General features: G+C 64.4%; 19 protein-coding genes. 8 read left to right on the forward strand and 11 right to left on the reverse strand.

Annotated features, from left to right (window positions below):
- Positions 1–26: 26 nt before the first annotated feature.
- Genes AYK61_RS14005 through AYK61_RS14020 form a run of 4 tightly spaced genes read right to left on the reverse strand, consistent with a single transcriptional unit; the run spans position 27 to position 2,954 of the window.
- The gene (locus tag AYK61_RS14005) at positions 27–407 is read right to left on the reverse strand and encodes a hypothetical protein (RefSeq protein ID WP_121871209.1); all 381 of its coding nucleotides are present in this window, start codon (positions 405–407) and stop codon (positions 27–29) included.
- A gap of 11 nt (positions 408–418) precedes the next feature.
- A complete protein-coding gene (locus AYK61_RS14010) occupies positions 419–1,561 on the reverse strand; it encodes an NAD(P)/FAD-dependent oxidoreductase (RefSeq protein ID WP_121871210.1) in 1,143 nt (380 codons plus the stop codon).
- Complete coding sequence (locus AYK61_RS14015) at positions 1,558–1,755, reverse strand: ferredoxin (protein ID WP_121871211.1); 198 nt, start codon at positions 1,753–1,755, stop codon at positions 1,558–1,560. Before AYK61_RS14015 ends, AYK61_RS14010 begins: the two co-directional genes overlap by 4 nt.
- On the reverse strand, positions 1,752–2,954 hold the full coding sequence (locus AYK61_RS14020; RefSeq protein ID WP_121871212.1) for a cytochrome P450: 1,203 nt from the start codon (positions 2,952–2,954) through the stop codon (positions 1,752–1,754). Before AYK61_RS14020 ends, AYK61_RS14015 begins: the two co-directional genes overlap by 4 nt.
- A 136-nt stretch (positions 2,955–3,090) precedes the next feature.
- Between AYK61_RS14020 and AYK61_RS14025 the strand changes: the two genes are divergently transcribed.
- Entirely contained in the window at positions 3,091–3,768 is a 678-nt protein-coding gene (locus AYK61_RS14025) for a TetR/AcrR family transcriptional regulator (RefSeq protein ID WP_121871213.1), read from the forward strand.
- A 6-nt stretch (positions 3,769–3,774) separates the two neighbouring features.
- Here the strand turns inward: AYK61_RS14025 and AYK61_RS14030 are convergent, their stop codons facing one another.
- From AYK61_RS14030 to AYK61_RS14045, 4 genes are read right to left on the reverse strand one after another with little or no spacing between them, the layout of a single operon-like run.
- The gene (locus AYK61_RS14030) at positions 3,775–4,536 is read right to left on the reverse strand and encodes a lysophospholipid acyltransferase family protein (protein ID WP_121871214.1); all 762 of its coding nucleotides are present in this window, start codon (positions 4,534–4,536) and stop codon (positions 3,775–3,777) included.
- Between the two features lie 51 nt (positions 4,537–4,587).
- Positions 4,588–6,366 carry an FAD-dependent monooxygenase gene (locus AYK61_RS14035; protein ID WP_121871215.1) on the reverse strand — a complete coding sequence of 593 codons (1,779 nt, stop codon included), beginning with the start codon at positions 6,364–6,366 and terminating at the stop codon, positions 4,588–4,590.
- On the reverse strand, positions 6,363–7,289 hold the full coding sequence (locus AYK61_RS14040; protein ID WP_121871216.1) for a fumarylacetoacetate hydrolase family protein: 927 nt from the start codon (positions 7,287–7,289) through the stop codon (positions 6,363–6,365). The genes AYK61_RS14035 and AYK61_RS14040 overlap by 4 nt, the downstream gene beginning before the upstream one ends.
- Positions 7,290–7,304: 15 nt before the next feature.
- Positions 7,305–7,940 (reverse strand): VOC family protein, encoded by a 636-nt coding sequence (locus AYK61_RS14045; protein WP_121871217.1) that lies wholly within the window; start codon positions 7,938–7,940, stop codon positions 7,305–7,307.
- Between the two features lie 118 nt (positions 7,941–8,058).
- Between AYK61_RS14045 and AYK61_RS14050 the strand changes: the two genes are divergently transcribed.
- Together AYK61_RS14050 and AYK61_RS14055 are read left to right on the forward strand one after the other, a co-directional pair.
- Entirely contained in the window at positions 8,059–8,688 is a 630-nt protein-coding gene (locus AYK61_RS14050; protein WP_147458331.1) for a TetR/AcrR family transcriptional regulator, read from the forward strand.
- Positions 8,689–8,956: 268 nt separating this feature from the next.
- Complete coding sequence (locus AYK61_RS14055; RefSeq protein WP_121871219.1) at positions 8,957–11,305, forward strand: transketolase-like TK C-terminal-containing protein; 2,349 nt, start codon at positions 8,957–8,959, stop codon at positions 11,303–11,305.
- Positions 11,306–11,325: 20 nt separating this feature from the next.
- Here the strand turns inward: AYK61_RS14055 and AYK61_RS14060 are convergent, their stop codons facing one another.
- The gene (locus AYK61_RS14060; RefSeq protein WP_183130279.1) at positions 11,326–11,763 is read right to left on the reverse strand and encodes an SRPBCC family protein; all 438 of its coding nucleotides are present in this window, start codon (positions 11,761–11,763) and stop codon (positions 11,326–11,328) included.
- A gap of 141 nt (positions 11,764–11,904) precedes the next feature.
- Here AYK61_RS14060 and AYK61_RS27895 point away from each other — a divergent pair, with 141 nt between their 5' ends.
- The 3 genes from AYK61_RS27895 to AYK61_RS14070 all read left to right on the forward strand — a co-directional run bounded on the left by AYK61_RS27895 (position 11,905) and on the right by AYK61_RS14070 (position 13,857).
- Complete coding sequence (locus AYK61_RS27895; RefSeq protein WP_259468056.1) at positions 11,905–12,330, forward strand: acyl-CoA dehydrogenase family protein; 426 nt, start codon at positions 11,905–11,907, stop codon at positions 12,328–12,330.
- 72 nt (positions 12,331–12,402) lie between these two features.
- Positions 12,403–13,107, forward strand: a complete 705-nt coding sequence (locus tag AYK61_RS27900) for a hypothetical protein (protein WP_259468057.1) — start codon at positions 12,403–12,405, stop codon at positions 13,105–13,107.
- A gap of 69 nt (positions 13,108–13,176) precedes the next feature.
- The gene (locus AYK61_RS14070; RefSeq protein ID WP_183130280.1) at positions 13,177–13,857 is read left to right on the forward strand and encodes a TetR/AcrR family transcriptional regulator; all 681 of its coding nucleotides are present in this window, start codon (positions 13,177–13,179) and stop codon (positions 13,855–13,857) included.
- Here AYK61_RS14070 and AYK61_RS14075 read toward each other — a convergent pair.
- A complete protein-coding gene (locus tag AYK61_RS14075) occupies positions 13,854–14,609 on the reverse strand; it encodes a TspO/MBR family protein (protein ID WP_121871222.1) in 756 nt (251 codons plus the stop codon). The two genes, AYK61_RS14070 and AYK61_RS14075, sit on opposite strands and share 4 nt — an antisense overlap.
- A gap of 67 nt (positions 14,610–14,676) precedes the next feature.
- Here AYK61_RS14075 and AYK61_RS14080 point away from each other — a divergent pair, with 67 nt between their 5' ends.
- Positions 14,677–15,543, forward strand: coding sequence for a hypothetical protein (locus AYK61_RS14080; protein ID WP_147458332.1), 867 nt, complete (start codon positions 14,677–14,679; stop codon positions 15,541–15,543).
- On the opposite strand, the gene AYK61_RS14085 is transcribed toward AYK61_RS14080, so the two are convergent.
- Complete coding sequence (locus AYK61_RS14085; protein ID WP_310886827.1) at positions 15,482–16,168, reverse strand: TetR/AcrR family transcriptional regulator; 687 nt, start codon at positions 16,166–16,168, stop codon at positions 15,482–15,484. The genes AYK61_RS14080 and AYK61_RS14085 overlap by 62 nt on opposite strands.
- A 45-nt stretch (positions 16,169–16,213) precedes the next feature.
- On the opposite strand from AYK61_RS14085, the gene AYK61_RS14090 reads away from it, so the two are divergent.
- A complete protein-coding gene (locus AYK61_RS14090; RefSeq protein ID WP_121871225.1) occupies positions 16,214–17,398 on the forward strand; it encodes an oxygenase MpaB family protein in 1,185 nt (394 codons plus the stop codon).
- Positions 17,399–17,429: the final 31 nt, after the last annotated feature.

Genomic DNA, 17,429 nt, shown 5'->3' on the forward strand with positions numbered 1-17,429 from the left:
CGACAACCACTCCCTGTCTTACTGCGTCAGAGCTGTATATCGGCAAGCACACCGGCAACAACGAAACCTCCGGCGATGGCGCAGCCTGCCACGCGCGTGCGCTGCGGCAGATACGCGGTCAGAGCGAAGGCACCGGTATCCCAGACATCGACTGCCACCCCGGCGCGCAGCAAGGGGCGCACCAACTTCGGTGCATACCTGGTGGCCGCATAGAGCCCGCCACCGATGTAGATTTCGCGGATTCCGAAGGTGCGGGCGGCAGCACGCGTGGTTGCCACAGCGGCGTCGGGTCCGGCCAGGAGTTCGTTGGCGCGAGTGGGCGCGATCATATGGGCGATTCCGATTGCCGCACGGCCCAACCCGACGATTTCGGGAAGGCGTCGTACAAGTGTGGTGCCGATAGCCATGATTACAATCCTCAGGTAGTGGAGACAGTGTTCTCGCGAGCCAACCGCCGGAGCAGACCGACGGGCTTCTTGATGCCGAATGCGACGATGGTGGTGCGGCCGTCGTCGTGGGTCCACTGCAGCAGGGCAGACCCGTCGTCGACGGATCCTTCCAGAACGGTCGGATCTCCCTGCAGGGGAAGAGGACCGACGACTTTGATGGACAGCCCCAGGATCTCGGTCCAGAAATAGTCGTCGGTGGGTGCGCAGGTCGGTTCGACGCCGAGAGCGGAGGCCGCAGCAACTTTGCCCTGCGCGACGGCATTCGACCAGAACGGTGCTCGACGCGACGCCGTGCGCGAGTACGCGACATCTCCGGCGGCAAAGATACCGGGAACGGTGGTGGCGCAGCGGTAGTCGATACCGACCCCGATCCGGTCCGCGATACCGGCACCGTCCAGCCAACTCGTCTGCGGCTCATCCCCGGCGCAGGTGACGACGAGGTCGGCAGTCAGCGTTCGATCTGCGAACTCGATACCCGTGACGGGATCACCGACCAACGTGACGGGGGCGTCCGCCCGAACGAACTCGACCGACGCAGCCTGGGCTCGCGCGACTATCGCGTCGGACAGGAAGGAACCCAGGAGCCGCTGCAACGGTGGATCCACATCGACGACGGTCACCGCGATTCCTCGTGCAGCGCAGGCACTGGCGAACTCCATGCCGAGGAACCCTGCACCCACCACGACTGCGGTCGAGGCCTCGTCCAGTGTCGAACGCAGGGCGCGGACGTCCGCGAAGGTCCGCAGCACGATCTCGCCCGCCTGATCAGGACCGGCGATGCGCCGGGCGGACGCTCCGGTGGCCACGATCAGAGCGTCGTAGGGAACGTCGATTCCGGCAGTCGTGGTGACCACTCGTCGCGTCGTATCCATCGACACCGCGGGATCGACGATCGCCGTGATACCGAGATCCGACAGGTCCCACGTTTCTGCCTCGGCTGCTTCACCTTTGAGCACATGCTTCGACAGCGGCGGTCTTGCATAGCAGCCGTCCTCGTCGGCACCGATCATGACGATCGAACCCTGGTGCCCACGGGCGCGGAGCTCGCGGACGGCGGTGCACCCGGCGATGGAGTCTCCGACGACGACGATGCGACGGTCGGCGGCGCTCACTTGCTCTCTCGGAGAGCCGCTACCGGACACGCGCCGATTGCCGAACGTGCCGCGGAGGCAAGGTCGTCGGGTATGTCGCCACCATCGAAGGCGTAGTGCAGCTCGCCCTCGTCGTCCAGGCTGAAGACCTTGGGCGCTTGATCGGCGCAGATTCCATGTCCTTCGCACCGATCCCAGTCGACGGCGATTCTCATTGCGGTGTCCCTTCTGCAGCCACCAATTTCAGTGGCAGGCGTTCGTATCGGTGAATGACGTTGTTGACGGCCCTTTTCGGTGTTCCCGAGGGCACGAATCGTTCGACCCGACGTGCCAGCACACGAAGCATGGTCTGCGCTTCGAGACGCGCCAGTCCTTGACCGGCGCAGCCGTGCGTACCCGAACCGAAGCCGAGTTGGCGAGCCGCATCGCGGGTGATGTCGAACGCATCGGGGTTGTCCCATTCCCGTTCGTCGCGGTTCGCCGACGCGTAGATCACCAGCACGCGGGCCCCTGCGGGAATTCTCGATCCGCCGACATCGGCGTCGCGCACTGCCCGTCGAGAGAATGCTCGGATGGGTGACTCGTACCGGACGACCTCGTTGACGGCGTTGGGAATCAGGTCGGGGTTCTGCCGTATCGCCTGCCATTGCTCGGGGTGCCGAGCGAACAGGTCCAGTGCGCCGGAGATCGCTCCGATGGTGGTGTCGAGTGATGGGCCGAGGTAGTCGATCATCAGTGCCGGGCACGCCGACTTCTCGAGTCGATTCTCGTCGGCGGCGATCAGCACGTCCTCGCCCATACTTCCGGGCAGGACCGACCGCTCGCGCACCACCCGCTTGGAGAAGCTCAGCATCTCGGTGGCAGCCTTCACCGCGGTCGCCGAATGTCGATTGACGGGGCCGAGGGAGTCGAACGTTGCGCCGGCCCAACGGAGGAGGTCTTCGCGGCCGTCTTCGGGCCAGCCGACGAGGTCGGGAACGATCGACATGGGCAGTGCCGTTGCGAGGTCGTCGACGCCGTCGACGAACTGCTTGCTCAACGCGGCGTCGACGATGCTTTCTGCCTTCTCCGAGATCGCCGTGGTCATCTTCCGAACAGCCTTCGGAGTCAGCCGGTGTGCCAGAACCGCGCGCTTCGATGTGTGCTCGTCGCCGTCGCTGTTGAGGGTCGTACCCCGGCCGAGCCGGTTGGCGATGGGATTGAGCGCGACGCCGTCCCCGGAGACGAAGGTCTCGTCGTCGAGCAACACCGCCTTGCACTCGGCGTACCGCGTGATCGCGAACACCTGCTGACCTGGGAGCCACACCACCGGGCCCAGTTCCCGCAACCTCGCGTAGTGCGGGTATGGATCGAGAATGGCGTCGGTGGAGTAGATGTTCGTTCGGTACTGGGGGATCGAAACAGCGTGAGTCATGTGCAAGTCCTCGATGCAGGTCAGTTAATGACGATATCGTCACCCATGAGAGCGTCGCCAGTCAAGGTTTTTGACGAAATCGTCATATTTGACAGGCGATAGGCTGGCCTCACAACTTGTCGAGTAGGAGCAGCCCGTGGTGGAAGGCAACCGTGTCGCGCGCCGAAAGGCTCGCACCAGAGCCGCTCTCGTTCGGGCCGCGCAAGGATTCCTGGCGAGCGGCAACACCAATGCACCCGTCCTGGAAATAACCCAAGCCGCCGACGTCAGCAACGGATCGTTCTACAACTACTTCGAGACCAAAGAAGAGCTGTGGCAGGCGGCCATCGACGCGGCCCTCGAATCCGCAGGCGACTACCTCGACTCACTCACCGTGGGCCTGGACGACCCGGTCGAGAAGTTCACCCAGTCCTTCAGATTGTCTGGACGACTCTTCCGCCTCGAGCCGCAACTGAGTCTCGTGCTGCTCAATTCCGAGGCTGCGGCATTCGCGGCAGCCGGCGGCCTGGCACCGCGTTCACGCCGCGATATCGAATCAGCCGCCGCTCAAGGGCGATTCGATGTGGACGACGCAGATGTCGCACTCGCGATCGTGGCCGGTTCACTGCTGTCCATCGGGCGATTGCTGCTCGCCCAACCCGAGCGCGACGAAGCGACAACCGTGGACGGCACGACACAACGGGTCCTGCGGGCACTGGGAATCTCCGCCGAGGAGGCCGAAACACTGTGCAGCCGAGAACTTCCGACGTCGTACAGCGGTGGAGTACATGCGGCCATCGACCCCACGTCGGGCACCGGCGATCAGAGTCTCTGATCCGGCTCAGCCGATCACCGGCAGGCGGTCCTTGGTCAATTCGTCGAGTTCTGCCTGCATCACCGAGTGAACGCGATGCGCGAATTCCTCCGCGGACTCGTCGGGCTCGGGACGCATCGGCGCGAGCACCGACGTCTGGAGCTTCGTCGGTAGTGGGAGATACGGAAGCAACCCGACCACCCCGACATTGACGCCCCAGGGAATGGATATCGACAGGGGCACCGTCTTGACCCTGAATGACGACTTGTGCAGCCGAAGCGCTTTGGCGATGCGCTTCCCGCTACTGAGGACGAGGAGAGACTCACCAGCCCCCGCGGTCACCACCGGAACGATCGGCACCCCGGCCTCCATCGCCAGACGGGCGTAGCCGCTGCGTCCGGCGAAGACGATCTCGTTGCGTTGCCGCCACGACTTGAGTGCATCGAGGTCGCCGCCGGGGAAGACCAGAACATTGTGTCCTTCTTCGAACGCATCGAGAGCGTTCTGTCGAGCAGCCGGCCGAGCGCCGAACGGCTCGAGCAATTTCCCTGCACGCAGCGTCCACGCGATCTGGTGCGTCAACGCGATCACTTCCCTGGACAGGTCCAGATCGTCGTACGCTGCTGCGAAGGCGAAGACGTTCAGATCGATCACTCCGCCGAACCCGTGATTGCACACGAACAACACAGGCTCGTCGGGAACCGGTTGCGCGACCGACACTTCCAGGCGGTTGTACAGACGAACCGCATTGATTCCCATGGCCCGAATCGCGCGAGGTACTTTGTGCATGCGCGCACTCTAGCCGGGCGCACTCGCATCCATACGAGGTTCGGTTTCGGTCTAGGAAACGGCAGCGAAGTACGGCGCCCACTTCGTGTTCAGAAAGCCGGTGAGCGACGCACCGGCATCGGACGCCGAGCCTGCGGTACGCCACGCAACATGTCCGTCGGGGCGCACGAGCACTGCCCCGACCTCGCCCACCTCGTACAGGTCGATCAGTTGCCTGCGCTCGGTTCCGGTCGGCGCATCGGCCGAAACCGTGACCACCCCGGGCCCGCCTGCTGCGAGCGTCGAGACCACTGGGGCCCACTCGTCACCGGCAAACGTCAACAGTGTCAGCCTGTTCGGATCCAGCGCGTCGTGCGCGTCCACACGCGTGCCGTCCACCGACAGCACCGCATGCGGAAGGCGGGCACCGGGATAGGTGGTGGGGACGTAATCGACCACGTCCTCGGCCGGCGTGCTCGACGCGTCCTGCGCGATCAGCGAACCGGCGTAGAGGTAGCCGAACTGCAGGCCGGTCGAGACGAAGTGCTCCACCTGAAGCGGAATGGCGTCGGCGATCTGCTGCCGCAACCCGGCCGATCCGGCGAACTGTGGGTTCAACCTGCGGGAGCGACTCATCTGCTTCCGCGTTGCCGTAGCGGCGATCGGGGCAATGAATCGACCGGGGATCTTGTTCAGCGGCGCACGGCCCATCGCAGTGGTGGCCTTGGCCAGCATGACATTGGTGATGCCTACCTTCTTCCCGATGGCATCCATCCGAAAGTGGTTGTCCACGCTCTGTTTCGCGAACTTCTCCACCACCGGACGACGTTCGGTGTCGTAGGTGTCGAGCAACGAGTCCGACGCGGCCCCCGACAGGACTGCGTCGAGCTTCCAGGCAATGTTGTGGGCGTCCTGAACTCCCGAGTTGAGTCCGAAGCCGCCGGTATGCGGAAACCGATGCGCAGCGTCGCCGAGCAGCAGGAGTCGACCCCGCCGAAAGCTGTCGGCGGTCTGCGACGTCATCACCCACGTGCCCGTCGACTCCAACTCGAAGTTGTGACCGTTCAACACCTTCGGCAGCGTCTCGGCCCAGAACTGCTTACCGTTGCGGGCAATCTCCTGGTCCGGATGGAGATACGCCGTCATCAGGATGTATCGATTCTCGGCGTGGGCGATGAGCACTCCACACAGCTCGGGCGTGTAGATCCAACTCAGCAACGGCCGCGCATCGTCGGGGAAGAGGGTCGTGGAGGTGAAGAAGGCGCTACCCATGTTTGCCAGAACCGGCCCGGACAGGGAGATTCCGGCCGCATCACGAGTCGGGCTGTTCGCGCCGTCGCACGCGAGCACGTACTGAGCCTGTATCTCGGAGGAATCCCCACCCACCGTGACGCGGACACCGTCGACGGCCGGGTCGACCGACCGCACGTTGACACCACGACGAAAATCGATCAGCGGCTCCGCCTCGATCGCGTCCCACAACACCGGCATCAGGATGTGCTGGCCGATGTGCGAGACCATGAACGGGCTCTGGCTCTCGACGATGGCCTTGCGATCGGGATCCGAGAGCAGGTCGATCGACCCGATCGCGCCATCGGCCAGACCGCCGTACCAGCTGATCAGGTTGACGGTCTCGTGCGGCGGCGACATCGCAGCGATCGACTTCGCCAGCTCCGGGCCGTACTCGTTCCAAATCTCCAACGTGCGGGCATTGATCACATGCGCAGCCGGATGGAACAGTGGTTTCTCCCGACGCTCGAGGACGATGCTCCGAATCCCTCTGCGAGCCAGCAGAAGTGCAGCAGTGGTTCCCGCCGGCCCCGCCCCGATGATGACGACGGGTGCGGTCATCGGACCACGGTCCTCTGCGTGCCCAGATCGATGGCACCGTCGGCGGTGCGGATACTCGCCGTGATGACGTCGTCCACCGACAGATAGTTCGGGTTCTTCGCCTGGCGCGCGAAGAAGAACTTCCACTTGAGGGCAGGCGGAATCAACTCGCCGACCTTCTGCACGAACTTGGGCGGAGCAGAAATGGCGGTCCCGATCGGTGTGCCGGTCAGCAGCACATCACCGGCCGTCATGTTCTGAAACCTGGCCAACCTGGTCAGAGCTTCGGCAGGCGGGGTGATCAGGTCGTTGCCGATCGTCTGATCCTGACGCGATTCTCCGTTGACGGCCAGGCTCATGTGCAACTCGGGGATGCGGCGCAATTCGTCGTTGTCGAGAAGAACCAACCGCGGCCCGAGTGGGGTGAACGTGGGATACGACTTGCTCTCGTACACCTGCACTTTGGTCAGCTGGATCTCACGCGCAGAGACGTCGTTGGCCACCACCAACCCGGCGACGTACTTAGACAGCGTGTCGTCGGTGACCGTGGTTCCGATCGGAATCTCTGCTCCGACCACGACCCCCAGTTCGATCTCGTAATCGAGCAGTGCGACCTCGGGTGGCTGCCTGATGGGATCGAACGGCCCGCTGATCGACGCCGAGGACTTGCGGAAGAACGTGGGCTGCAGAGTCTTCGGGTCCGACCCGGCGTCGATGGCGTGCGAGCGATAGTTGAGCAGCTGCGCCACCACCCGACACGGGGCGGTGACGGGAGAGACGAGCTCGAGTTCGGCGACGCTCGTGCCGGGTCCCGACGCGGCGGTGATCGCATCGCGGTCGCCGAGCAGCTGCCCGGTGGTCTCGGCCGTCGTGTCGATCTCGATCGCGCGGTCGCCATCGAGACGCCACCAGGCATCGGCGGTACGGATTACGTTGACAGGCATAGCTTTGAAGTCCCCCTACAGAGTTTTCGGCGTGATGGTCTTCTTGTTGGCGATCACCGGGTGCCCGGGCCGAGTTCCGGCTTCACGCCGACGAAGTTCCTCGTGCGGCACGCCGTTGCGTAGCTGGCTGAGCAGGTAATCGGGGTCGATGTTGACGCCGATCGGGTTCTTCGCGAACTCCTCGGTGAAGAAGAACGCAGCGGTGTTGTCGGGGTCGAAGTTCTCGACCTGGAACTCGAGGCGAATCCCGTCGGGATCCTCGTAGTAGAGCGAGATCGTGGGCCCGTGGTTGATGGACCACACCGGGAGAATGCCCAGACGCTTGAGCCGGACGTAGTTCTCGAGGAGCCGTTCGAGCGAGACGAAGGTCAACGCGATGTGGTCGATTCCGTAGGCCTTGCGCCGAAGCTTGGCCAGCGGGAAGAGGAACCGCACCGGCTTGGGCACCGCGACGATCGCCAGGCGGTGCGACTCGTCGTCCCAGGTCAAGAACGTGATCTGCTCGTCCTGGTACGCAATTTCGGCACCGAACACCGTGCCGTACCACCGCACCATCTCCTCGGTACGAGCGGACTTCACCACCCAGTGGGCGATGTAGTCGGGCCCCACCCGCGACGGCGCTCGGCCCTGTTCTTCCTGCGTCGAACTCATCGAACTCGCCTCTCCTCGGCAACGCTGATGTGACCTACGCTACGACGGGTTTGACTAGCAGTCAATATATTGAGCATCGGTCAAACCAGCAGGCCGTTCGTGCACTAATGTCGGATCGGTGTCGACCAACGCGTCCCCCGGTGCCGAGCGGTCCCGCCGAGCCCGTCCCCGGATGGACCGTCGACAGGCCCTGATCGACGCCGCCATCGAGCTACTGGCCGAGGGCAACAGTGCCGACATCAGCGCAGCAGCGATATCGCGTCGCGCAGGGGTGGCGCACGGGCTGCTGTTCTACTACTTCACCGACAAACAGGGCCTCGTTGCGGCAGCGTTGGCCGACGTCCTGGCGAAGCTGGCCGAATTCCAGGAACCCGAGGCCGATGAGCAATCGGTGCGGGCTCGCGTGGAAGGTTTCGTCCGACGCCACATCGAGTTCCTCGAACGTCACCGCGCCCTCTACGTCCGGGTGATTCGCGAAGGAGAACTGGGCGATTCCGTCGTCGAAGACGCCGTCAAAGAAGCCCGCACGGAGGGCGCTCGACAGGTGGCAGCCCTCGCCGGACTTTCGGAACCCCTGTCTCCGTTGCAGAGTGCCGCCATCTCCGGGTGGACCGGCTTTCTCGACCGGACCGCCGATGCGTACTTCGACACCCCCGATCTCGGACTCGACGCGGTGGTCGAATTGGTCGTCGACACCTTCGAGGCGGTCGTGGCAGCAACGCACCCTCGTCCCGAGAAAGTCGATTGAGGTCAATACGACCAAGTTCGGTAGCAGCAGGCACCCCTGAACTGTGCAATCTGCACTATTTCTGCGGCATCACTTGCGCAACAAGGGAAGCGACTGGTCCACTGTCCCCCATCGCAGCTCAGTGGCACCCATCCGGCGATTCGCAACCCGAACGCCCGCCCGGACCACAGGACCACACTCGGTCCCGCGTCGTCCGCTCTTCTCGCGTGCCCTTCGGCCTCGGCCGGCATCAGGACGTTCTTCATCGTCGATTCAGGAGCCATCTGCCATGACCAGCATCAGCCCCGCCGACCGCCGATCGCCGGTCGGTGACGGCAAAGACCTGCACGACATCGCCGAGCGTGTGCTGTGGCTGTCGACTTCGATGATCCACCACGCCAACCGGATTCGGCCGAACCCCACCGGACTGAAGGTCGGCGGGCACCAGGCATCCTGCGCGTCGATGGTGTCGATCATGACGTCGCTGTGGTTCGAGCAACTGCAATCGGGAGACCGCGTGTCGGTCAAACCCCACGCCTCCCCGGTGCTGCACGCGATCAACTATCTCCTCGGCGAACTGGACGAGAAGTATCTGACGACGCTCCGTGCCTACGGCGGTCTGCAGTCCTACCCGTCGCGCTCGAAAGACCCCGACACCGTCGATTATTCGACCGGCTCGGTGGGAATCGGTGCCACCGCACCGATCTGGGGTGCGATGTCGCGACGCTTCGTCGAGGACCGCTTCGGCCCGGACGACTCCGCCCGAACCGGCTTCAGCGGACGCCAGTACTCACTGGTCGGTGACGCCGAGCTCGACGAAGGTGCCGTGTGGGAAGCGATCATCGACCCGGGTATCGCAGAACTGGGCGAGATCGTCTGGATCGTCGACCTCAACCGCCAGTCCCTCGATCGCGTCGTGCCGAACATCGCCGCCCGCCGTCTCGAGAAGATGTTCGACGCCGCCGGGTGGCAGGTCATCACCGTCAAATTCGGTCGACTGCTCGAAGACCTGTTCGCTCGACCCGGTGGCGATGCTCTCCGCACCCGAATCCTGGACATGCCGAACCCCGAGTACCAACGTCTGCTGCGCTGCACGGCCGAAGAAGTGCGCACCCGACTGCCCGGATCGGGACCGGATGCGAGGACGATTGCAGACCTCATCGCCGACCTCGACGACACCGTGTTGACCGAGTCCATTCGTAACCTGGGCGGACACGACCTGGATGCGTTGCGCGAGGCCTACTCTCGCATCGACGACACCCGACCCACCGTGATCGTCGCGTACACGGTCAAGGGTTTCGGGCTGCCCACTCAGGGACATCCGCAGAATCACTCCTCGCTGCTCACCGTCGACGAGTACGCAGAGCTCGCACGCAGCCTCGACCTGGATCCCGCTGCGCCCTGGGGTCGCTTCGAAAACGACAGCGCACCGGGACGACTGTGCGCCGCCACCGCGGAACGGCTACGCCGCGAACCGGTTCCGGCGTCGACTCCTCCCGCCGTTCCCACCGACATCGGCCGAACCCCCAAGGGCACCGCCACCACTCAGGCCGCACTGGGCCGCACGCTGATAGACCTCACCCGCGAGGCCCCGGAAGCAGCGAAAAGGGTTGTCACAGTGAGCCCCGACGTCAGCTCCACCACCAACCTCGGCGGCTGGGTCAACAAGGTCGGCGTGTGGTCATCATCCGATCGGCACGACTGGTTCGGTGACGACGCCGAAACGATCATGCACTGGCGCGAGGGACCGAGCGGTCAGCACATGGAACTCGGCATCGCCGAGACCAACCTCGTGGGGCTGATGGGCGAACTCGGTGCCACGTGGAGCCGGTGGGGACAGCCGTTGTTCCCGATCGGCGTCATGTACGACCCGTTCGTCGAACGCGCTCTCGAGCCGTGGTCGTACGGCATCTACGCCGGCGGCCAATCGATCCTCGTCGGCACGCCGTCCGGCGTCACGCTGGCCGCGGAAGGCGGTGCGCACCAATCGATCAAGACGCCGTCGATCGGTCTGGAGCAGCCCGGCTGCGTCAGCTACGAACCCGCATTCGCCATCGACGTCGAATGGACCCTGCTCGCCAGCATCGCGCGCCTCGGCCGACCCGACGGAACCTCGGCATACCTACGATTGTCGACGCGACCCGTCGACCAGTCGAAGGCCGACGTCCCCACCGACCCGGCGGCCAGGGAACGCAGGCGTCGCCAGGTGGTCGCCGGCGGTTATCCACTGGTGCGTCGGGACGGTGCGGCGGTGACCATCGCGGCCATGGGAGCCGTGATCACCGAAGCACTCGAGGCTGCCGAGCGATTGAGCAAGGTCGGCGTGATCGCAGACGTTCTGTGCATCACCAGCCCGGGCGAGCTCTACCGAGCCCTGCAAGCGAGGCAGGGACGCGGAGTCGGAGAGTCGTGGATTCTCGATCAGCTGCTCCCCGCCGATCGGGCGACGCCGATGGTGACCGTGCTCGACGGCCACCCGCACACTCTGGCCTTCCTCGCGACCGTCAACCGGGTGGCCTCGACGTCGTTGGGAGTGAGCAACTTCGGGCAGGTCGGATCACTCGACGAGGTGTACAAGCACCACAAGATCGACACCGACTCCATCGTCGGTGCCGCGCTCGATGTCACCGATCACTGACGTCGGTCCGTCCTCACGCGTCAGTTCGTAGCGAGATAGCTCTCGAGTCCGGTCAGTGTGGCCGTGAGCTTCTTCTTGAACGTGCCCTGCAGCGCTTTGCCCACCACGCCGAACAACAGTGGACTGGTCACCTCCAATTCGAGGGTGACGACCGAGCCGGTGCCGCGGGTGCTGCAGTGCATCGTCAATCGAATTTTGGAGCCGGTGGATCCGGCACCCACGAGTACCAATTCCTCCGGCGCACGGAGGCTTTCGACTCGAAACTCGATGGTGTCGGTGATGCTGGCGATCTTGATCTTCTCGACCATCGTCGACCCGACCTCGAGATTCTCGGGCGGCGTCTCGACCCAATCCTCGTGCAGGGCATGCCACTTCTCGAACGTACTCACATCGGACATCGTTGCCCACACCTCGTCCTGAGGGGCGGGCAACTCCTGCGTCATGGCGATATTCAACATCTCGGGTCCTCCGTTCGACGGCATTGTTCCCACAACTACGCCACATACCTGATTTGAAGTCAATATTGACATCAAGTCAGTCATCGGCTTAGTTTCGTGAGACCCGCCTCACAGGTATGGGGCAGAACCGAAAGAGGAGCCATGACGACGACCGAAGCGCTGCCCATTGCAACCGCTACCGATGTGCTCACCAATCTCCGAGCCCTGGTACCCGATCTGAAGGCCGGTGCCGCCGAGAACGAAAAGGCACGACGGCTTTCCGAGGACACTGTCGCCGCCCTCCGACGCTCGGGCGCATTTCGAGTCGCAGCACCTGCGAAGTTCGGCGGACTCGAAACCGATCTATGCACCATGCTCGACGTCTCGGCGATCATCGCCGAAGGTGACGCCGGCGCATCCTGGGTCACCACTCTGTCCAACGTGAACAACTGGGCCGCAGGCCTGTACAGCAACGAGGCTCAGGCCGAGATCTATGCGAACGGGCCGGACGCCATCATCGCCGGCGTCGTCACCCCGGGCGGCACCGCCCGCAAGGTAGAGGGCGGCTACCGTCTCACCGGCACGTAGCCCTACGCCTCGGCCAGCCTGCATTCGGAGTGGTTCACCGGCGGAATCATCATCAACGACGAAGACGGTGACATGCTCGACCAGGGCATGGCATTGCTGCCCCGCTCGGACTACCGCATCGACGACACGTGGTACGTAGCCGGCATGCGCGCCTCCGGCAGCAACACCGTCATCGCAGAAGACGTCTTCGTTCCCGAACACCGCATGCTCTCGATGATTCCGGCGTTCAGCGGTGCCAACGCGACCGAACGTACCGACTCCGCATTCGCTCGTTCGGCCTTCGGCCCCATGCTGGTCATGGTGCTCGTCGGGCCGCAGCTCGGAATGGGCCGTGCCGCAGTCGAACTGGTCCGCATCAAGGCATCACAGAAGGCCCTGGCCTACACGGTGTTCGACCGTCAGGCCGACTCGGTGGCTTTCCAGATGCTGCTCGCCGAAGCGTCGCTGAAGGTCGATACCGCACATCTGCACGCATACCGCGCAGCGGAGGACGTCAAGCGGTGGGCCGAAGCCGGCGAGTACCCGGACCTGCTCTCGCGCGCTCGTGTCCGCGGCGACGCCGCCGTCGCACTGCGCAGCATCAACGAGGCACTCAACATGCTCGTCGACGCCACCGGAGCCGGTGCCTTCGCCGACGTCAATGCGCTGCAGCGCATTTGGCGAGATTCCAATGTCGGTGCCCGCCACGCCGTCATGCTGCCGCGGGTGTCGATCGAAACCTACGGCAAGGCGCTGCTCGGCTTCGAACTGCACGACCACATCACGCCGATCATCTGAGACGACCTAGGCTCGTATGCAACCGACGGCAACAGCCGGGCGGACAAGCCGAGGCAGATTGGATGTGCGGTGCCAGATCGAGCCACCAAGCCGGCTGCACGGTCAGTCCGGGCGGCCGCCCGAGCCGCCGAAACACGTCAGCGACTGATCGACGCGGCCGTCGCCCTGTTCGCGGAAGCCGACTACGACAAGGTCGGCGTGGCAGACATCGTGGAGTCGGCGGATGTGGCCCATGGCTTGTTGTTCCACTACTTCGGCAACAAGCGAGGCATCTACCTCGAGTCGATGCGGGCCACTGCCTCGGCCATGTCGCAAGCCTTTGCCGACATTCCCGATTCGACACCCGACGTCCAGATACGGGCTGCTCTGACCAGCCATCTCGAGTACTTGAGCGTGCACCGCGGCTTGGCGCTGCGAATGGTGTTGGGCGGCAGAGGTGCCGATCCCGAAGCCTGGGAAGTATTCGAAGGTGCCCGCACCGCAGTGTTGGAAGCGGCGGCCACGCGCCTCGGACTGGACGCGGAGAACACCGGCGTCAGACTCGTCGGACGGAGCATCGTCGCAGCCATCGACGGCGCGACGGCCCGATGGCTCGAAGAGGACGTCAGCATCGACGTCGAGCAGATGGTCGAGTGGCTGGTGCACCTCATCGTCGCGTGCCTGCGCACCGCGCCGGTTCTCGATTCTTCGCTGAACATCGACGATGCCGTCGCATCACTTCGAGGAAGTGACCAGGCCTCGGGGGGTTAACCCGCCGAGACTCTCTTTCGCCCAAGCACCCTTGTTCCTACCGTGGTAATTGCGACCACCACCGCAGCGAGAACGGCTGCCCAGCCGACAGTCGTATCGACCACTTCACCGGAGAAGCGGCCCTGCGCCAACCATCCCAGTCCCCAGACGATCGCCAGCATCGGTGCGAGCGCACCACTCGAGTACCGGGCCAGAAACACCCCGACACCAGCTGCCACCGCGAGCACGATGACCGCCCATACCGTTGCGCCACCGGTGAACCCGAGACTCACCAGCCACGCCGAGATGTTCGCGATCGTCGCCACACACACCCACCCGAGGTAGATCCCCATCGTTCCGTCGGTGATCACCGCATCGGCGATGCCCTCCGGTCGATGCTGCTGCATCAGCACGAACACGCGGACGAGCACCGCCAGCAACGCGACGATGACGATCACGCTCAGCCACACCTGCCCGATCTGAATCGCGAGAATCCACGCCGGATTGAGCAACATCGACGCGACGATCGGTGCTCGCAACGCGTCGTGGCGTGCGGTGCGGCCGGGTAGGAACTGCCAGACGGCGTAGGCGACGAGCCCGGTGTAGATCACCGACCAGATCGAGAACGCAGGGCCGGCGGGCGCCACCAGCGTCGACGTGGCACTGAGCGCCCCACCGGCCGCCTCGGCAATCGGCGTTCCGATCCACGCACCCGACCCGAGAAACGACACCACGACTGCCACGACCGCACTGACGACGACCACGATTTTCATAGCAGCACTGATCCCCCGAATTCGACGGTCGCAAACACCCTTGCCGAAGTGCGTCTACCGTGCTTGCATGACGTGGCGATGGGCGGTGGGCCTACTGATTGTCGCGATAACGGCAGTCACCTGCGGCTCGCCGACCTCGCTGGGGCCCGTTCGACCGATCGCCGAGATCGGATCGGCGAACGCCTTCCAGTGCGGGACCACGCAACCGGTCGATAGACCGAGACCATCGGAGCGTCGACCGACTCCCGGGATGATCCCGGACGGCTTCACGCCCGCAGCCGCGATACTGTGCGAAGGCGGCGACACCGTGGAGCCCGATGGAACCGTCACCCACCGCGAACAGCGACGAGAAGGGGACTTCTCCACTGCGATTCGTCTGCTGAACGAGCCATCCGAGCGCGCTCTGGCGGCCGATCTGTGCCCGATGTACTCCATTGTCGAACCCCCACAATTCTGGCTCGTCGATACCCGAGGCCGCGCTGTGGAACCGACACTGCCCATCGGAGAATGCGGTCTCTCGAAGCTCGGTGGTATCGACGCCATTCTGAAACTTCGAGTGGTCGACGTGGTGGAGTATCGCGACCCACTTCTTGCACGGCCACGGTTGAGCCTGTCCAGTTGCTCCCCGCATTTCACTCCACCGGACGAGGGCACCGAACCTGCCGTCGGTCTCACGGTCGGCTACGTCTACTGCCTGTTCGACGGCACCTCCGTGAAAGGAACGACCGACGAAATGCGCTTACCGATCGAGAATTTGCCACCGGCCGAGCCGTGCTCGCTGGTCGCAACGCGAACTGCCGTCACCACCTACGTCAGCCCGGGGCCGTTGAACATTCGATCCTTGACCGTCGAACTCGACGGCTGCCGCCGCGTCATTCCCGACGGCTATGCCCCGCTCCAGGCGTCGGATTCGATGTTGTCTGCATTTCGGTAGTGTCGGCACCCTCGAACGCGGCGAGCAGCATGCGAGCCGTCGTGGCCACTAGCATCGTTCGGTCCGAGCCCGTGGGTCTGAACAACGCGACTCTCATGCACAGGCTCGCGGTGGCACCCATCGTCAGGAAGACGAGATCGTCGAGGGCGTCGTCGTCGAGATCGGGTCGGATGCGAGTGGGCAAGATGCGCGCCAGGGGCAGCAGTGGACGTTCGATGTCTTTCCACTGGCCACCCAATTCCGAACCACCCGCTGCGAAGGCCGTCCGGACCACCGCCTCGTGTTCCTCGAACGCAGAAGTGAGTGTCTCGACGATGGTGACGATCGCGTCGGCCGGTGCTTGATCCATTGCGCGTCCGATTCCGGTGGCCAGCCGCATCGTGATGTCGTGGATCGTTGCGGTTCGCAGCTCGTCCATGACGGACTCGATGTCGGTGAAATAGCGATACACGGTGCCGATGCTGACGTGCACGTGCCGTGCGAGCTGGTACGTCGTCGGGAGGTAGCCGGGCTTCTTCTGCAACAACTCGATGGTTCCGGTCAACAGCCGGGCCCGCATCTCGACGGCGCGTTGCTGACGCGGAGTCGATCGCGGTCGCGGTGACGACGGGCGTTGGGCGGGCATGAAAGTGAATAGTAAGTGAGGAATTCTCGTGTTCCACTGAAATGTATGAATACTCGCGCTCCCAGTGGCCTGGTTCGCACCGACGAGGCCGTCTCGATGCACGGCCAGGCAGGACGCGAATGGCTCGACGCGATGTGGCGAGCCGATCCGCTCGCCGATCGAGTACTCGACGAGGACTTCGGTTCCTCGTCGTCCACTGCCGCCGTCTCTGCCGCGCTCACGAACGGCATCGCCCCCGATGCCCCGGCTGCGCTTCGAAAGCTGTTCGCATTTCTCGATTCCGAACCGGACTGGGTCGATCACGACCGCCTCGACCGCGCCGCCGACGCCCTCGTTCGCTACAGCGCCGTGATGGGGATCGTGCTGGGAGCGGCATCGTTGCTTCGCGGCGCAGAGAACTCCATTGCCGGCAAACCGCTGGCCATCACTGGTCGATACGTCTCGCAACCGGCCATTCGCTCCATCGAAGTGGGCAACTGGCTGCAGAAAGTCATCTCCCCGGGCGGAATGGCCAGGCACGGAGAAGGTTTCGCGTACACGGTGCGCGTGCGAATGATCCACGCCCATGTCCGACGAGGAATCCGGCACCTCGGCACGTGGGACGACGAAGCCTGGGGTGTGCCGATCCCGCAGCCGTACATGGCGTTCACGATTGCCGAGTTCGGCCACATCGCGCTCGACGCCATGCACCGGGTCGGCGTGCGCTTCATCGACACAGAACTCGGCGACATCTACCACCTTTGGCGCTACGTCGGCCATGTCGTCGGCGTAGATCACGAGCTCAACCCGATCGACGAATCGGACCACATCCGCATCGAGCAGTTGTACCGACTCACCTCCCCTGGCCCCAGCCAGGACGACCGGGACTTCGTCGCTGCCCTGACCGACGACTATCTGGTGCCCGAACTCGCCAACCTGCTACCCGGGCCCCATGGGGTGACCCGCGCGGTGGCGTCGGCGACGATGTCTGCCCTGCAGCGCGTGTTGATCGGCGACGAGGCGTCGGACGATCTGCACATCCCGGCCTCGTCACTCACGCATGTCGTGTCGCTCGTCGGGCCGCTGCTGCCGCTGGTGAACAAAGCGCGCACGCTCCGGGCCGGCGGACCGAGTGAGCTCACGCGGCAGTCCTACCTGGTGCGCGACGCGGAAATGCAGCGCATGCGCGCCGGTTACCGGGTCACTCACGAACTGGTCGACGACGTCCACCGGACGCGCACTGGCAGTTGAGCCTGCCGGTTATCGCCACGGTCTGGTAGAC

It is taken from the genome of Rhodococcus sp. SBT000017, from assembly GCF_003688915.1.
In the GTDB taxonomy this organism is placed as follows: domain Bacteria; phylum Actinomycetota; class Actinomycetes; order Mycobacteriales; family Mycobacteriaceae; genus Rhodococcoides.

Excerpts from the sequence above, each read along its gene's own strand:
- AYK61_RS27900 (WP_259468057.1), top strand. The coding sequence starts at position 12,403 with ATGCTCGACCAGGGCATGGCATTGCTGCCCCGCTCGGACTACCGCATC.
- AYK61_RS14030 (WP_121871214.1), bottom strand. The coding sequence starts at position 4,536 with ATGCACAAAGTACCTCGCGCGATTCGGGCCATGGGAATCAATGCGGTT.
- AYK61_RS14085 (WP_310886827.1), bottom strand. The coding sequence starts at position 16,168 with ATGCCCGCCCAACGCCCGTCGTCACCGCGACCGCGATCGACTCCGCGT.
- AYK61_RS14045 (WP_121871217.1), bottom strand. The coding sequence starts at position 7,940 with ATGAGTTCGACGCAGGAAGAACAGGGCCGAGCGCCGTCGCGGGTGGGG.
- AYK61_RS14090 (WP_121871225.1), top strand. The coding sequence starts at position 16,214 with ATGAATACTCGCGCTCCCAGTGGCCTGGTTCGCACCGACGAGGCCGTC.
- AYK61_RS14060 (WP_183130279.1), bottom strand. The coding sequence starts at position 11,763 with ATGTTGAATATCGCCATGACGCAGGAGTTGCCCGCCCCTCAGGACGAG.
- AYK61_RS14035 (WP_121871215.1), bottom strand. The coding sequence starts at position 6,366 with ATGACCGCACCCGTCGTCATCATCGGGGCGGGGCCGGCGGGAACCACT.
- AYK61_RS14015 (WP_121871211.1), bottom strand. The coding sequence starts at position 1,755 with ATGAGAATCGCCGTCGACTGGGATCGGTGCGAAGGACATGGAATCTGC.
- AYK61_RS14075 (WP_121871222.1), bottom strand. The coding sequence starts at position 14,609 with ATGAAAATCGTGGTCGTCGTCAGTGCGGTCGTGGCAGTCGTGGTGTCG.
- AYK61_RS27895 (WP_259468056.1), top strand. The coding sequence starts at position 11,905 with ATGACGACGACCGAAGCGCTGCCCATTGCAACCGCTACCGATGTGCTC.
- AYK61_RS14080 (WP_147458332.1), top strand. The coding sequence starts at position 14,677 with ATGACGTGGCGATGGGCGGTGGGCCTACTGATTGTCGCGATAACGGCA.
- AYK61_RS14055 (WP_121871219.1), top strand. The coding sequence starts at position 8,957 with ATGACCAGCATCAGCCCCGCCGACCGCCGATCGCCGGTCGGTGACGGC.
- AYK61_RS14005 (WP_121871209.1), bottom strand. The coding sequence starts at position 407 with ATGGCTATCGGCACCACACTTGTACGACGCCTTCCCGAAATCGTCGGG.
- AYK61_RS14020 (WP_121871212.1), bottom strand. The coding sequence starts at position 2,954 with ATGACTCACGCTGTTTCGATCCCCCAGTACCGAACGAACATCTACTCC.
- AYK61_RS14040 (WP_121871216.1), bottom strand. The coding sequence starts at position 7,289 with ATGCCTGTCAACGTAATCCGTACCGCCGATGCCTGGTGGCGTCTCGAT.